At 69.3% G+C, this 15,285-nt stretch carries 16 protein-coding genes; 11 read left to right on the forward strand and 5 right to left on the reverse strand.

Annotated features, from left to right (window positions below; all coding sequences use genetic code 11):
- Window positions 1–366: 366 nt before the first annotated feature.
- Together NKG98_RS10045 and NKG98_RS10050 are read left to right on the forward strand one after the other, a co-directional pair.
- Window positions 367–2,226, forward strand: coding sequence for a C69 family dipeptidase (locus tag NKG98_RS10045; RefSeq protein ID WP_254765788.1), 1,860 nt, complete (start codon window positions 367–369; stop codon window positions 2,224–2,226).
- Between the two features lie 334 nt (window positions 2,227–2,560).
- The gene (locus NKG98_RS10050) at window positions 2,561–3,403 is read left to right on the forward strand and encodes a hypothetical protein (protein WP_254765789.1); all 843 of its coding nucleotides are present in this window, start codon (window positions 2,561–2,563) and stop codon (window positions 3,401–3,403) included.
- A gap of 111 nt (window positions 3,404–3,514) precedes the next feature.
- Here NKG98_RS10050 and NKG98_RS10055 read toward each other — a convergent pair whose 3' ends face one another.
- Window positions 3,515–3,967 (reverse strand): universal stress protein, encoded by a 453-nt coding sequence (locus NKG98_RS10055; protein WP_254765790.1) that lies wholly within the window; start codon window positions 3,965–3,967, stop codon window positions 3,515–3,517.
- Between the two features lie 129 nt (window positions 3,968–4,096).
- Between NKG98_RS10055 and NKG98_RS10060 the strand changes: the two genes are divergently transcribed.
- The gene (locus NKG98_RS10060; protein ID WP_254765791.1) at window positions 4,097–4,837 is read left to right on the forward strand and encodes an SDR family NAD(P)-dependent oxidoreductase; all 741 of its coding nucleotides are present in this window, start codon (window positions 4,097–4,099) and stop codon (window positions 4,835–4,837) included.
- Between the two features lie 74 nt (window positions 4,838–4,911).
- Window positions 4,912–5,142 (forward strand): DUF5795 family protein, encoded by a 231-nt coding sequence (locus NKG98_RS10065; protein ID WP_254765792.1) that lies wholly within the window; start codon window positions 4,912–4,914, stop codon window positions 5,140–5,142.
- Window positions 5,143–5,152: 10 nt separating this feature from the next.
- On the opposite strand, the gene NKG98_RS10070 is transcribed toward NKG98_RS10065, so the two are convergent.
- Both NKG98_RS10070 and NKG98_RS10075 read right to left on the reverse strand, forming a co-directional pair.
- Entirely contained in the window at window positions 5,153–6,385 is a 1,233-nt protein-coding gene (locus NKG98_RS10070; RefSeq protein ID WP_254765793.1) for a digeranylgeranylglycerophospholipid reductase, read from the reverse strand.
- Between the two features lie 129 nt (window positions 6,386–6,514).
- Window positions 6,515–7,132 (reverse strand): metal-dependent hydrolase, encoded by a 618-nt coding sequence (locus tag NKG98_RS10075; protein ID WP_254765794.1) that lies wholly within the window; start codon window positions 7,130–7,132, stop codon window positions 6,515–6,517.
- 133 nt (window positions 7,133–7,265) lie between these two features.
- Between NKG98_RS10075 and NKG98_RS10080 the strand changes: the two genes are divergently transcribed.
- From NKG98_RS10080 to NKG98_RS10095, 4 genes are read left to right on the forward strand one after another with little or no spacing between them, the layout of a single operon-like run.
- On the forward strand, window positions 7,266–8,552 hold the full coding sequence (locus NKG98_RS10080; protein WP_254765795.1) for a DUF2238 domain-containing protein: 1,287 nt from the start codon (window positions 7,266–7,268) through the stop codon (window positions 8,550–8,552).
- A 42-nt stretch (window positions 8,553–8,594) separates the two neighbouring features.
- Window positions 8,595–9,044: a universal stress protein gene (locus tag NKG98_RS10085; RefSeq protein WP_254765796.1), complete on the forward strand. Its 450-nt coding sequence runs from the start codon at window positions 8,595–8,597 to the stop codon at window positions 9,042–9,044.
- 48 nt (window positions 9,045–9,092) lie between these two features.
- Window positions 9,093–9,515, forward strand: a complete 423-nt coding sequence (locus tag NKG98_RS10090; protein ID WP_254765797.1) for a CBS domain-containing protein — start codon at window positions 9,093–9,095, stop codon at window positions 9,513–9,515.
- Between the two features lie 57 nt (window positions 9,516–9,572).
- On the forward strand, window positions 9,573–10,010 hold the full coding sequence (locus NKG98_RS10095) for a universal stress protein (RefSeq protein ID WP_254765798.1): 438 nt from the start codon (window positions 9,573–9,575) through the stop codon (window positions 10,008–10,010).
- Between the two features lie 6 nt (window positions 10,011–10,016).
- Here NKG98_RS10095 and NKG98_RS10100 read toward each other — a convergent pair whose 3' ends face one another.
- A complete protein-coding gene (locus NKG98_RS10100; RefSeq protein WP_254765799.1) occupies window positions 10,017–10,769 on the reverse strand; it encodes an SDR family NAD(P)-dependent oxidoreductase in 753 nt (250 codons plus the stop codon).
- 138 nt (window positions 10,770–10,907) lie between these two features.
- Between NKG98_RS10100 and NKG98_RS10105 the strand changes: the two genes are divergently transcribed.
- Window positions 10,908–11,285: a DUF7522 family protein gene (locus tag NKG98_RS10105; RefSeq protein WP_254765800.1), complete on the forward strand. Its 378-nt coding sequence runs from the start codon at window positions 10,908–10,910 to the stop codon at window positions 11,283–11,285.
- 70 nt (window positions 11,286–11,355) lie between these two features.
- A complete protein-coding gene (locus NKG98_RS10110; RefSeq protein WP_254765801.1) occupies window positions 11,356–11,763 on the forward strand; it encodes a hypothetical protein in 408 nt (135 codons plus the stop codon).
- Between the two features lie 3 nt (window positions 11,764–11,766).
- On the opposite strand, the gene NKG98_RS10115 is transcribed toward NKG98_RS10110, so the two are convergent.
- Window positions 11,767–12,198, reverse strand: a complete 432-nt coding sequence (locus tag NKG98_RS10115; protein ID WP_254765802.1) for a universal stress protein — start codon at window positions 12,196–12,198, stop codon at window positions 11,767–11,769.
- 122 nt (window positions 12,199–12,320) lie between these two features.
- Between NKG98_RS10115 and uvrA the strand changes: the two genes are divergently transcribed.
- A complete protein-coding gene (gene uvrA / locus NKG98_RS10120) occupies window positions 12,321–15,281 on the forward strand; it encodes an excinuclease ABC subunit UvrA (protein WP_254765803.1) in 2,961 nt (986 codons plus the stop codon).
- Window positions 15,282–15,285 lie beyond the last annotated feature (4 nt).

Raw genomic sequence — 15,285 nt, forward strand, 5'->3', positions numbered from 1 at the left:
TCCCGTGAACGCGTTTCAGGGGGCGCCGGTCGAAGACGCACCCGGTAGGGAGAACGGACCTCGCGTCGGGAGCCACACACGTCTAAGAGAGCTCGGTTTTCGCACATTACCAATATTGATCTCACGTGACTATTTGCAGATGTTGTCAAGATGAGATAGTACGAGGCGAACGAAATATCGCACACAGATCGCGGACCAGTCGAGTTCACGGGAGCGGACGACGGTGCTGTGAACTGGTACCGTGTGAAGAGTCAACAGAAGGGCGACATAATTAAAAGACAAACAGTTTGATGGAACGGCTTTGTCCGTTCCGACCGCTTAGTGTCGGATGTGAAGTCTAAACCAGTAGCAACGATCGTCGCAGCGATGATGGTACTGTCGGTACTCACGCCGGTTGCTGCGGCCGCACCCGCCGCCGACGGCGACGCGTCGGCGGCCCCGGCCGCGGAGACGGAGTCGCCGACGCCGGACGGCGTACAGACCGAGACCGACGCGGAGTACCGTGGCTGTACGATGGTGATCGTCGGAAAGAACGCCAGCGCTGACGGCTCGGTCGTGCTGGCCAGAACCGAAGACTACAGCGGGAACTGGGCGAAACACTTCCGCCACGTTCCCGCCGAGACGCACCCGGAGGGTGCGACGTTCGAGGCGGCCAACGGCCTCGAATGGCCGCTTCCCAACGAGACGTACGCGTACAACGCCGCGCAGGACTGGACCACAGAGTGGGGCCGATTCCACGAGTTCGCGATCAACTCCGAGGGGGTCGGCGTGACCGCGACGACGACGACGAGCATCAACGAGGACGTCGAGGAGGTCGACCCGCTCGTCGAGGGGGGCCTCGCCGAGGCGAGCGTGACGACGCTCGTGGCCCAGCGGGCCGACACGCCCCGCGAGGGCGTCGAACTCGTCGGCGAGATCGTCGAACAGGAGGGCGCGAGCGAGCCGTTCGCGATGGCCGTCGCGAACGGCACCGAGGCGTGGCTCATCGAGACCGCCAGCGGCCACCACTGGGCCGCCCACCGGATCCCCGACGACGAGTACTTCGTCGGCGCCAACGCGATGCGACTCGGGGAGGTCGACCTCGACAGCCCCGACTACATGGGCTCCGACGGCCTGATCGACTTCGCCGCCGAACACGACCTCTACGACCCGGAAACCGAGGACTTCCACTTCGCGAAAGCCTACGGGACGGCCGACGACTACGCCGCCTACAACTACCAGCGCGTCTGGGGCGGCCTCGAGTACTTCGGCACCGAGAACGCGCCGTGGGACGGCGACGAGGTGCCCGGTCCCGACGCGAGACCCTATCCGGTCACCGTCGAACCGGACGAAGAGATCTCCGTAAAGGACGTGATGGACTTCACGCGGTACCGCTACCAGGACACCGAATACGACGCGCGCGAGACGGACGAGCCACTGCCCCGCACGGTCGGGACCACGTCGACGATCGAATCGCACATACTACAGCTTCGCGAGGACGGCCCGACGCCGATCAGCGACGTCGCGTGGGCCGCGATGGGGACGCCGCTGGCCAGCCCGTACGTCCCCTACTACCCCGCGCTCGAAGAGTTCCCCGAGCCGTACAGGCAGGGGAACGACACCTACGACGAGGACTCCGCGTTCTGGCAGTTCAGGTCGCTCAGTAACCTGCGGTTCCTCAGTTACGACTACTTCGGGCCGAAGGTGATCGAGGAGATCGAGACGTTCGAAGAGGCGGAGCTAGAGCAGCAGGCGGAGAAAGAGCGGAAAGCCGCCGAACTGTGGGAAGAAAACGAGACGAAAGCAAGGGAGTACCTCGCGAACTACTCGGAAGAGCAAGCCTGGGAGGCGCTGGACCTCGCGGACGACCTCGAGACCGAGATCCACACGACGGTCGCCCAGATAGAGGGCTGGAAACTCGCGAACCCGTCGGTAGACGCCCAGCCGGAAGAGTGGGACCTGCCCGCACCCGACGCCGACGCCGACGCCGACGAACCGGAGCCCGACGACGACAACGCCGACACGGACGATCCGGGGACCGACGACGGTGACGACACCAGTGACGCCGACGATGGCAGCACCGACGACGCCGACGATGGCAGCACCGACGACGCCGACGATGGCAGCACCGACGACGCCGACGGCGAAACCGACGCCGACGACTCCACGCCCGGCTTCGGCGTCGCCGCGGCCGCCGTCGCTATCGCCGCACTGATCGCCGTCGGCGCCGCGACGAGACGCCGCTGAACGCGGAGGGGGGCGGCCGACCCCACCGTCGACGGCCGTTTCTCGCTTTTCTCGGCCGAACGTGTGCGTAGTTCGACCCGTCTCTCCGGAACCGCCGAGCGCGCGACGAGAGGCGCCGACCGGCCGACGCGACCCGTAACGGACCCCCGACCGTTTACATCAGCCACATTATACGACGGGCACACACAGTTATAATCTTTGAGTGTAGTGCGTAAATTGAACGGCCGACCGACGCGACACCGCCCGCGCGACCGCGGCGGTCCGGATTCGCCGGGGCCCGGAGACCCGCTCCGGGGAGGCGGATCCCCCAACTCGGTACCTGCCACCAAAACCCATGCCAGCGCACAACGATCGAACGCCACCCCCCAACGAATCGACCGATCGATCGGCGACCGACGCCCTCGACGAACTGCTCGCGGCGCTCAGATCCGACCAGGGCGGCGCGCGGACGACCGCGCTCCGCCGCGCGCTCGCCGACGAGACCGACCCTCCGGCGGAGCGGCTGGCCGACGTCGAGTCGACGCTCGACTCGCTGGCGGCGGACGTCGAGGCGCTCGAAGAGGCAATCGAGGACCTCGAATCGAACGACCGAGCGCTGGCGGTCGAGACCAGCGACCTCGGCGCCGACGTCGAGCGCGTCGCCGACCGGGTCGAGCGCGTCGAGGAGAAGACGGACGCCCTCCGGGACGAACTCGTCGCCACGCGCGACGCCGTCGGGGAGACGTCCGCGGCCGGGGCCGGGAACGACGAGGAACCGTCGGCGGACCCCGAGGAGTACAGCGACGACGTCCTCCGGCGGATGAAACACGTCGAGCGGAAACTGGATCGGCGGACCTCCTCGCTTGCGTCGGAGCTGTCGTCCGTCGAGGACCTCGAGGCGCGCATCGACGAACTCGAACGGGAACTGGACCAGCGGACCGACGCGCTGGTGGCGGGGCTCGAAGACGTCGACGGGACGCTGGAGGAGGCGGTCCGGTACGTCCACGAGGACCTCTCCGACGAGATCGAGCGCCGCTCGCACACGCTCGAAGCCGCCGTCGAGGACCTCGAGGAGGAGCTGGGGTCGTCGATCGACGACCTGCGGGACGACGTCGACACGCTCGAGATGCACGCGGTCGACTTCACCATGTGGCGCCGCTCCGTCGAGGAGACGCTGGAGGAGTCCGAGGACGGGTGAGCGGCCGCGTCGCGTCCCCACCCGGCCCTGTCCCGTGGGCCCACGCGCTGGGTGCGTTCGTCGCCTCGGGGCCGGACGCCCGTGTGGACGAGAAGCCGGGAGACGGAGTCGTCAGTCCTCGCCGCGGACGAACGTCACCGGACAGGGCGCCGACAGCAGCACCTCCTGGGCGGTCGAGCCGAACACCGCCTTGCCGGTCGGCGAGCGCCGGCGGCCGCCGACGACGACGCGCTCGGCCCCGACCGACTCCGCGAGGTCGACGATCGTCGTCCCGTGGTCGCCGACGGCGCCGCGGACCTCGTAGTCGACGCCGTGTTCCTCGAGGACCGCCCGGATGTCCCGGATCGTCGCGTGGCGGGTCGCGACGTCGTCGGGATCGACCTCGCCGTCGGGATCGAAGTCCAGCCGGTCGAGGACCTGATCGTACTCCTCGCGGGTGAACACGTGGCCGAGGACGACCGTCGCCGCGGCCGGCCTCGCGACCTCGACGACGGTCGCGGCCAGTTCGTCGGCGCGGTCGGCGTCCCCCGGGCCGACCGCGAGCAGAATCGTCTCGAGCGTCATACCCCTGACTACCCCGGGCCACTACCTTAAACGTTCACACGGTCGAGCCGGCGCGAACGGCCCGAGGACGCCCGTCGGCGCCGCTCGCGCGACCGGGCGACTTTTGGACGGCCGGGTCGACGGACCGGCATGGACGGACCGGACCTCTCCGATCGGACCGTGCTCGTCACGGGCAGCGGCCGCGGCCTCGGGCGCGAACTCCTGCTGGCGACCGCCGACCGCGGCGCGGACGTCGCCGTCCACTACCACACGAGCGCCGACGCCGCCCGCGAGGTCGCCGCCGAGGCCCGCGAGCGCGGCGCCGGCGCGGCGACGACCGTTCAGGGCGACGTCACCGACCCCGACAGCGTCGACGGACTGTTCTCGGCGGTCGAGACCGACCTCGGCCCCGTCGACTGTCTCGTCAACAACGTCGGCGACTTCGCGCCGCGCCACTGGGAGGCCCTCGACGTCGAGACCTGGCGGCGGGTGTTCGCGACGAACCTCGACGGCACTTACCTCTGTTCGAAGCGCGCGCTGCCGGCGATGCGCGAGAGCGGCTACGGCCGCATCGTCAACGTCGGCTACGCCTCGGCCGAGAAAGGGCTCGTGAGCCCGAAGAACTTCCCGTACTTCGCCGCGAAGGCGGGCGTGTTGATGTTCACCCGGATGCTCGCCGCCGACACGCAAGACGACGGAATCACGGTCAACGCCGTCTCCCCCTACGTCGTCGAGAACTCCGACGAGTTCCCCGACGACCTCCCGCGGGGCCGGCCCGCCTCCTTCGAGGACGTCGCCCGGCCCGTCCTCTTCTTCCTCGACCCCGAGAACGGGTACGTCAGCGGCGAGAACGTCGAGGTCGACGGGGGCTGGTTGCCGGAGTCGGTGTGAGAGCGACGGTGGCGGGACGAAGAACCGACCTCGACGCCCGCCAGACGTTTACGGCGGGTCGCCGTAGCGCGAGTATGGCCGAGAATCGCGTGGTTCAGGGGCGGATGGTCACCCCCGAGTCGCTCGCGGAACTCGTCGAGGGGGAGTCGGTGATGGAGGCGGACGCGATCGAGGACGCCGACCGGGACTGTCCGGCGTGTGGCGGCGACGTGCTTCGCGTCGGCTACATGCCCTCGGTGACCGAGTTCGTCACCGGCTGGAAGTGCACCGACTGCGACTGGCACGAGACCGACCGGGCCGAGTGAGCGCGGGACGCTACGACCGGAGGCGCTGGCCGGCGAACCGCGCCAGCAGCGGCAGGTCGCCGAGGTCGAGGAGCTTCGTGATCGCCCGCTTGTTCCCGTCGTTCGCCTTCGCGAGCGTCTCGTCGTCGAGGCGGTTCAGGTCGGCCATCAGTTTGTCGTACCGTTCGTTCGGCGCGAGGTAGAGCAGTTGGGTCATCAGCAGCCGCGAGCGCACGTTCGGCGCGACGTCGCGGTGCCAGAGGGTGTCGTACACCTCGAGGTTCTCCGCCGTCGGCGGCACGTCGGCGTGTTTGAGGCAGCTGTCGGCCGCGGCGGCGGCCGCGCGCCCGGACTGCATGCACTTGTTGATCCCCTCGCCCCACAGCGGGTCGACCGTCGGGACGGTGTCGCCGACGGCCATGAACCGGTCGGTGTAGAGCGTCCCGGGGAGCTGAATGTGCGCGGAGCCGCGGTGGTGGCGCCCCTCGATGCGCTCGGCGCCCTCGAACCGGGGGTCGGTCTCCATCCAGTGGGTGAGGTAGTCGTCGATGGCGAAGTCGCTCTTGGCGTACTTCCGGTGGCTGTCGTTCTGGATGTAACAGACGCCGACCTTGGCGGTGTCCTCGCCGGTGTGGAAGATCCACGAGTAGCCGCCGGGAGCGATCTCGTGGTCCAGTCGGAGCATCATCGCGTCGGTCAGGTCCGCGAAGCCGGGGTGGTCGACGTCGACGCCTTCGAGTTCGTACTCGACGCCGATCGCGTGGTTCTCGCGTTCGAGGTTGCTGACGCCGAGTTTCTTCGCCAGCGGCGCGGCCGGTCCCGTCGCGTCGACGACGATCTCGCCGTAGACCTCCTCGTCGCCGTTGTACGTGACGCCGACGACCTCGCCACCCTCGACGATCGGCGCGGTGGCGCGCGCGTCGAAGCGGTACTCGGCGCCGTCGGCGCGACTGTCCTCGACGAGGTATCGCTTGAACGCGGCGAAGTCGAGCACGGCGCCGGGCTGGTCCTGAACGTAGTAGTCGCTGGGCGACTCCAGGACGACGCTGTCGGTGTAGTGCTGGACGACGTCGTCCGGGACGCCGAACGACGCCATCATCGACGGGAACGTGCCGGCGGTCGACTTGTTGCTCTGTTTCGGGAACTCGGCCTCCGATTCCGTCTCGAGGACGACAACGTCGTAGCCTCTCGCGGCAAGGTCGCGCGCACACTGGCCACCAGCGGGTCCCGCACCGGCGATCACTACGTCGTAATCCTCGTTCATGGAATACGGACTGTACTGGGTCGTTATTAGTGTGTCCAGTCACGTCGGGGCGACTGCCCCGCCGGACGACCGCCTCCCCCGTCGGTGTGAGCACGGTCGCATCGGTGAAAAACGGTTCGGGGAGCGGCCTCACCGGCCGCCCGCGGCCTCGCGGTACCGGTTCGGCACGTACGACAGCGCGCTCGACGGGAGCGCGGCGACGAGCGCGGCCGCGACCGCCGCGAGGGTCCGCCGGAGCGCGACGTAGACGCCGGCGACGACGACGGCGGCGGCGACGACGACCCGGAGCGGCCCGTCGAGGGCGGCCAGCAGCGGCGCCGCGAACGCCGCCGTCAGCAGGAAGTCCTCGGGCGACCCGTCGTAACGGATCGCGCGCCGCGGCGGGATCCACCGCCCCCGGTAGTGGTCGTACACCGCCCGGTCGGAGGTGCCCTCCCACGGGCGCAGTTCGAGGCCGCCGCCGAAGACGTCCGCGACGCAGTGGGCGGCCGCGCCGAGCAGGAGAAACGCCGCGACGACCGTCGGCGGCGACGGCGCGAGCGCCGCGAGGGGGACGGCGACGGCCGCGAGCGCGGGGTAGTACACGGGGTAGTGCAGCGTTTTGCGGTGGCCGACGTACATGTCGAGGTCCGGGAGGACGCCGCCGACCAGTCCCGCGAGGAGGCCGACGGTGGCGAACTCCGGCGCGACCGCGAGCAGCGGCGCCGCGAGAAGCATCCCCCCGAGAGCGTGGGTCGGGAGCATCATCGTGTCCCACACGAGGCAACACGAACACATCAACGTGTCGCCGTGCGAGAGAGTCGGTGACACGCGACCCTCGCGGGTCCCGACGGGTCAGACCGGGACCACTTAGGCGCTCGCGTCCCCACCGATCACGTAGATGACCTACGGAGACGGGCTGGCTGACCTGCTGCTGGATGATCGGCAAAACGCGGCCCTCTCGTGGGCGTTCGTCGGCGTCCTCGGGATCGCTACCGTCGAGCGCGCCGTCACCGAGGGGGACGTCCGGACGGCCGCGTTCGCGGCGGCCCTCGTCCTCGTCGCGGTCGTCCCGCCGCTTGCGTTCCGCGACCCGACGGTCACCCTCCCGTGGGACCTGCTCGGCGTCGCCTGTTCCCCCGTCCTCTGGAAGACCTTCGTCGGCGTCCCCTTCAGGACCGAGGTGGTGCCGTACGTCTCCGTCGCGGTGATCGCCCTGATGGTCGCCGTCGAACTCCACGCGTTCACCGCGGTCCGCATGGACCACACGTTCGCGGTCGTCTTCGTGACGCTGACGACGATGGCCGCCGCGGCCGTCTACAACGTCCTCAAGTGGCTCGTCGACGTCGCCCTCGGGGCCGGCCTGCTGCTCGACGGCCGGAGCCAGCACGCGCTCAACGCCGTCGTGATGGTCGAGTTCGCCTACGCGACCGGCGCCGGGATGCTCGCGGGCGTCGCGTTCACCTACTACTTCCGGCGGCGGCTCCCGTCGCCGGGCCGACGGCCGTCCGACCGGCCGCGATCGCACCCCGAGTGCGCCGACGGGCACGCGTCGCTGGCCGAACGGCTCCGCCTCTCGGCGACCGTCCAGCGGCGGCTCACCCGCTCGATGCAGGGCGTCCTCGGCGCCGTCCTCCTCTACGGGCTGGTCACGGTCACCCTGCCGACGATCGTCAACGCCACCGTCGCGCTCGGGCTCACGTTCGTCCCCGCGATCCTCGAACGCGACCTCGAACTCCCGATGGACCCCGGCCTCGTGCTGTGGATCACGGCCGCCGTGTTCCTCCACTCGCTGGGTTCGGCCGGGCTGTACGGCACGGTCACCCACTGGGACCACCTCACACACGCGCTGTCGGCGTCGGTCGTCGCGGCCACCGGCTACGCGTTCTTCCGGGCGGTCGACCTCCACAGCGTCGACGTCTACATTCCCCGGCAGTTCATGTTCGCGCTCATCCTGATCTTCGTCCTCGCGGCGGGCGTCGCCTGGGAGTTGCTCGAGTTCGCGATCGACCAGTTCGCCATCGTCGTCGGCCTCCCCGCCGTGCTCGCCCAGCACGGCCTCGACGACACGATCCTCGACCTCGTGTTCAACGCCGCCGGCGCGGTCGTCGTCGCGACGTGGGGAGCCGTCTACCTCACCGACCTCTCGGAGGCGCTGTCGAACCGCCTCGAGGAGTGGTCCGCCTGAGAGTCCCAAACTGTCAAGCCCGTACGTGGCCTACTACCGGTCATGGAGTTGCTCGTCGCAGTCGACCGATCGGAGGAGAGCCGGAACGCCCTCGAGTACGCGCTCGACCTCGCGGCGGCCTTCGAAGCGAACCTGACCGTCGTCCACTCGGTCGACCCGGCGGTATACGACCGGGGCGGATCGGCGCCGGTCGCGGACGTCCCGGACGCCGACGAGCGCCTCGTCCTCGAAAACGTCGCCGACGCCGAGGAGCGCGGCGAACGCCTCCTCGAGGAGGCGGCCGAGGAGGCGGCCGACCGCGGCGTCGAGGCCGGGACCGAGTTGCTGTACGGCGATCCGGTCGAGACGATCTCGGGGTACGCCGATGAGGGGGCCGTCGACGGCATCGTCGTCGGCCACCGGGGCCACTCCGGGCGCGCCCGCGAGTTGCTCGGGAGCGTCGCCCGGGGGCTGGTCGAGGAGGCGACGGTTCCGGTGACCGTCGTCCGCTGACCGCGGGCACCACCGGGTTCTATTGCCCCGGCCGTGGGACGGGGCCGTATGGCAGTCGAACGCTTCGCACGGAGCGACGTCGTCACGGCCGCCCCGGACGCGCCGATCCACGAACTGGCGACGACGATGCGCGAGTCGAAGGTCGGCAGCGTGGTGATCGTCGACGACGACGAACCGGTCGGCATCGTCACCGACCGCGACCTGACGATGCGGGTCCTCGCCGAGCACGCCGACCCCGACGGCCTCGCCGCCGAGGACGTGATGTCCCCGGAGTTGCGGACGGTCGACCGCGACGCCGGCTTCTACCGCGCCACCGAACTGATGAACAACCACAGCATCCGCCGCCTCCCGATCGTCGACGGGGACGGCGCGCTCGTCGGCATCATCACGGCCGACGACCTGAGCGAACTCGTCGCCGACGAGCACGGGGAACTGGTGGGCGTCCTCCGGGAGCAGCGCCCGCCGTACTGATCCCGGGAGCGCGACTCGGCTGCGGGTATTTTGTCGCTCGGCGGTCAAGTCTCGCGTATGGCGTCCGGAGACCACATCCTCGTCCCGTACGACGGATCGGCGCCCGCGAAGGACGCGGTGCGATACGCCCTCGAAACGTACCCCGACGCGACGTTCACGCTGTTTCACGTCGTCCCGGTCCCGGAAGGCTACTGGGCGGCGTTCGAGGACAGCCAGACGCCCACGCCCGGCTACGACCGCGCCCGCGAGCGCGGCGAGGAGTTGCTGGCGGAGGCCGCCGAGATCGCCGCCGAGGGCGACGCCGACGCGACCGTCGAGACCGAGATCGCGACCGGCCGGCCGAAACACGCCATCGCCGAGCGCGCCGAGAGCGGCGAGTTCGACGCCGTCGTGATGGGCAGCCACGGCCGCGAGGGGGCCGAGCGCATCCTCCTCGGGAGCGTCGCCGAGAACGTGGTGCGCCGCTCGCCGATCCCCGTCGTCACCGTCCCGTGAGGCCGGTCAGACCAGCGTGATCCCGCCGTCGACGACGAGCGAGGCGCCGGTGACGAACGCGGCCGGCTCCGAACTCAGGTAGACGACCGCGCTCGCCAGTTCCTCGGGTTCGCCCTGGCGGCCGACGGGCGTGGCGGCGACCGCGGCCTCGATCTCCTCGGGCGAGGAGACCTCCTCGGCCGCGCCCGTGTCGATCATGCCGGGGACGACGGCGTTGATCGTGATCCCGTCCGGCGCGAGGTCGATGGCCGCGCTCCGCGTGAAGCCGACGACCCCCGCCTTGCTCGCGGCGTAGTGCGAGAGCGACCCCGCCCAGCCGACGCGCCCGCCGGCGGCCGACGAGACGTTGACGATGCGCCCGTAACCCCGGTCGCGCATCCCCGGGACGACGGCGCTCGTGCAGTTGAACGTCCCCGTCAGGTTGACGTCGATCACGCGCTGCCAGTCCTCGTGGTCGATCTCGTCGAGCGACTGCGCCGGGAAGATGCCGGCGTTGTTCACCAGCACGTCGACGCCCCCGAGTTCCGCCTCGGCGTCGTCGGCGACCGCCCGCGCCTGCGCCGGGTCGGTCACGTCCAGTTCGCGAACGAGCGCGGTCGCGCCCCGGTCTTCGACCGCGTCGCCGACGTCCTCGCGCTCGGGGACGACGTCGGTCACGACGACGTCCGCGCCCTGTTCCGCGAGCAACAGCGCGGTCGCCTTGCCGATTCCACGTCCCGCCCCGGTAACCATCGCCACGCGGTCGGTGAGGTCTATCATCGTCGTGGTATCGAGGCGCGCAGGGGGCAAAAATGGCGTTCGGCGGCCGCGTGAGTGTCACGGACACGGGACGGTCACGCGGACGGATGCGACGCGGGCGGCGGCACACTATTGTGTCCGTTCGTCGTGACATCGACCATGGCGACCGACACCGACGACATCGAGACGGAACTGCTCAGCGTCTGCCGGACGGCCATCGGCGACGACCTCCGGAGCGCGACCTACTTCACGCCCGAGGAGTACGACCAGTTCTACCTCCGGAGCGACCTCGAACACGGCGCCGACGTCGAACGGTTCGTCGAGAACGAGCGGCTGGGGTTCACCTCCCAGCGGACGTACGGCGACACCGAACTCGGCGAGTACGAGTTCACGATCCGCGTCTTCGAGTGGGGGTACGTCACCCGCGTCGTCGTCGGCGACCGCGGCGTCTTCGTGACGACCGACCCGCTGAACATGAGCGAGTTCAAGGAGGTCGCGACGGCGATCAAGCGGGTTCTCGAAGGGGGCGCGGAGTGAGTCGGCCGCCGACCGCCGCGCCCGGGGCAGCCGAAGTTTTATCCGTCGATCGTTCCCTCTTTCGGTACCGATGTCGTCTCACCGGGGTGCGCTGTACCTGTTGCTCGTCGTCGCGGCGCTCGCGACGGGGCTGTTACACGTCGCGTTCGTCCCGCGGTACTTCCCCGAGGACGCCCTGCGCGCGTCCGTCGTCCTCCTCGCCGGCTGGTTCACGTTCGCGCTCGCGTTCTACGTCGCGGGTCGGCTCTTCTCCCACCCCGGCGAACTGCCGAGCATGCGCGGTGCGGACCTCGGGATCGGGCTGTTCCTCGTCTCGGCGCTCGTCGCCCTGTTCCTCGACTCGCTGGGGTTTCCCCCCGAGGCGGTCCTCGGGGCGTACGCCCTGCCGGCGGTCGGCATCTACGCCGGCCTCGCGCTGATCGGCTGGGCGATCGGCAAGCGGACCGCGGCGATAAACCGGATCGCCGGCGCCGACTGACCGTCACTCCGCCGTGTCGACGAGCACCCGGACGTCGCCAAAGCGGATCACGTGGTCGGTGACGCTCCCGACCGCCATCCGGTGGATGCCGCCCCGACCCCGCGTACCCATCACGATCAGGTCGGCGTCGACCTCGTCGGCGTAGTCGAGGATGGCCGTCCCGGCCGGCCCCGACAGCACCGCCGTCGTCACGTCGAGGTCGGCCGCCTCGGACCGGTCGGCGATGCGCGAGACGAACTCCTCGGCGCGCCCCCGGATCGCCTCCTCGGCGCTCGCGGCGTCGCCCGGCAGCCGCAGGTTCGACAGCGGGCCGGTCTCGGCGACCGAGACGACGTGGACGACCGCGTCGTGCTCGTGGGCGAGGTCGAGCGCCGTGTCGGCGGCCGTCTCGGCGTGTTCGCTGCCGTCGGTCGGAACGAGTACCGAATCGAACATGACGGAGTCTCCGTCGGCGACGACCGTGAACGTTCGCCCGCGCGGCGGACCAGTTTCACTTTCGCTCCGCCCGATTCCGCAACCGACAGCCCTTCATTTGTGGGCCCGCTGACCACGGGTAGATGAGCAAGGAGTACATCGAGGTTCGGGGTGCGGAAGAGCACAATCTGAAGGACCTCGACGTCTCGATCCCACGGGAGTCGTTCACCGTAGTCACGGGACTCTCCGGGTCGGGCAAGTCCTCGCTCGCGTTCGAGACGATCTACGCCGAGGGACAACGGCGCTACATCGAGAGCCTCTCGGCGTACGCGCGGAACTTCCTCGGCCAGATGGACAAGCCCCATGTCGAGACGGTCGAGGGGCTCTCGCCCGCCATCTCGATCGACCAGAAAAACGCCGCGAACAACCCCCGCTCGACGGTGGGGACGGTCACCGAACTCCACGACTACCTGCGGCTGCTGTACGCCCGCGTCGGCACGCCCCACTGCCCCGAGTGCGGCCGCGAGGTCGGCGAGCAGTCGGCCCAGAACATGGTCGAGCGCATCCTCGAACTCCCCGAGGGGACGAAGGCGAAACTCGCCGCGCCCGTCGTTCGCGACCAGAAGGGCGCCTTCGAGGACCTCTTCGACGAGTTGGTGTCGGAGGGGTACACCCGCGTCGAGGTCGACGGCGAGGGACACGACCTCACCCTCGAGACGCCCGACCTCGACGAGAACTTCGATCACACCGTCGACGTGATCGTCGACCGGATCGCGGTCTCCGCCGAAGGCCGCCCGCGGATCGTCGACGGCGTCGAGACGGCCCTCGAAGAGGCCGACGGCCTCCTCAAGGTGATCCTCCCCGACCCACCCGAGGACGTCGACCTCGGCGAGGAGGCCCGCTCGACCGGCGCGCTCGGCGAGGAGGGCGAGGACGACGACCGCGTCGTCGTCGAGTTCTCGAAGGACCTCGCCTGCACCCACTGCGGCATCGACGTCCCCGAGATCGAGACCCGCAGTTTCTCCTTTAACTCGCCCCACGGCGCCTGTCCCGAGTGCGAGGGGCTGGGCGAGACGAAGGAGGTCGACGAGGACCTCGTGATCCAGGACCCCTCGAAGCCGCTCAAGCACGTCTTCGAGCCGTGGAGCTACAACCGCTCGTACTACCGCACGCGGCTCGACGCCGTCGCCGCCCACTTCGACGTCTCGCTGTCGACGCCGTTCGAGGACGTAGACGAGGCGATCCGGCGACAGTTCCTCTACGGCACCGACGACGAGGTGCTGTTCAAGCGCCACACGAAAAACGGCGTCCGCCGGAAGACCAAGCGCTTCGAGGGGGTCGTCCCCAACCTCGAACGCCGGTACGTCGAGACGGACTCCAGTGGCACCCGCGAGCACATCGAGGACTACATGTCCGTCACCGAGTGTCCGGCCTGTGACGGCACCCGCCTCAAACCCGCGAGCCGCGCGGTGCTGATCGACGACACCTCGATCACCGAGGTCAACCGGATGAGCATCGGCGACGCCCTGGAACACTTCGAGTCGCTGGAGGCCGACCTCAGCGAGCGCGAGAAGGTGATCGCCGAGGAGATCCTGAAAGAGATCCGCGCTCGGCTGAGCTTCATGTGCGAGGTCGGACTGGAGTACCTCACGCTCGACCGGGAGGCCTCGACGCTCTCGGGCGGCGAGAGCCAGCGCATCCGGCTGGCCACGCAGATCGGCTCCGGGCTGGTCGGCGTCCTCTACGTGCTCGACGAGCCCTCGATCGGGCTCCACCAGCGGGACAACGACCGCCTGCTGAACACCCTCGAAGAACTGCGCGACCTCGGGAACACCCTGCTCGTGGTCGAACACGACGAGGAGACGATGCGACGGGCGGACACCATCGTCGACATGGGCCCCGGCCCCGGCAAGCGCGGCGGCGAGGTCGTCGTCAACGGACCGTTCGAGGAGGTCGTCGACAGCGAGGAGTCAGTTACGGGCGACTACCTCTCCGGGCGCAAACAGATTCCGGTTCCCGAGGAGCGACGCGACCCCGACGGCGCGCTGACGGTCCTCGGCGCCCGCCAGCACAACCTCGACGACGTCGACGTGGACGTCCCGCTTGGCTGTTTCACGGCGATCACCGGGGTGTCGGGCTCCGGGAAGTCGACGCTGATGCACGAGGTGCTGTACAAGGGGCTCGCCCGCGAGATGAACGACAACACCTCCGTCATCCCGGGCGACCACGAGGCCATCGAGGGAATCGAGGAAATCGAGACCGTCCGCCTGATCGACCAGTCGCCCATCGGTCGCACGCCGCGATCGAACCCGGCCACGTACACGAACGTCTTCGACTACATCCGGGAACTGTTCGCGAAGACCAAGCTCTCGAAACAGCGCGGCTACGAGAAGGGGCGGTTCTCCTTTAACGTGAAGGGGGGCCGCTGCGAGGAGTGTGGCGGGCAGGGCACCGTCAAGATCGAGATGAACTTCCTCTCGGACGTCTACGTCCCCTGTGAGGAGTGCGACGGCGCTCGCTACAACGACGCCACGCTCGACGTCACCTACAGGGGGAAGACGATCGCCGACGTCCTCGAGATGAGCGTCGAGGAGGCCTACGAGTTCTTCGAGTCCTCGAGCCAGATCCGTCGCCGCCTCAAACTGCTGAAGGACGTCGGCCTCGACTACATGCGCCTCGGCCAGCCCTCGACGACGCTGTCGGGCGGCGAGGCCCAGCGAGTCAAACTCGCCGAGGAACTCGGCAAGCGCGACACCGGCGACACGCTCTACCTGCTCGACGAGCCAACCACGGGCCTGCACAGCGAGGACGAGCGCAAACTGATCGACGTCCTCCACCGACTGGTCGACAACGGCAACACCGTCGTCGTCATCGAGCACGAACTCGACCTCGTGAAAAACGCCGATCACGTCATCGACCTCGGTCCCGAGGGCGGCGAGAACGGCGGCGAGGTGATCGCCACCGGGACTCCCGAGGAGATCGCCCACCTCGACGACTCCTACACGGGCCGGTACCTCCGGGACCTGCTTCCCGGCGTCGACCTCGAAGGGCCGCGCGGCCAGCGCGTCGAACCCGTGACGGCGCCGGTGTCGGACGACGACTGATCGA

It is taken from the genome of Salinilacihabitans rarus (assembly GCF_024296665.1).
GTDB classification, from domain to species: Archaea; Halobacteriota; Halobacteria; order Halobacteriales; family Natrialbaceae; genus Salinilacihabitans; species Salinilacihabitans rarus.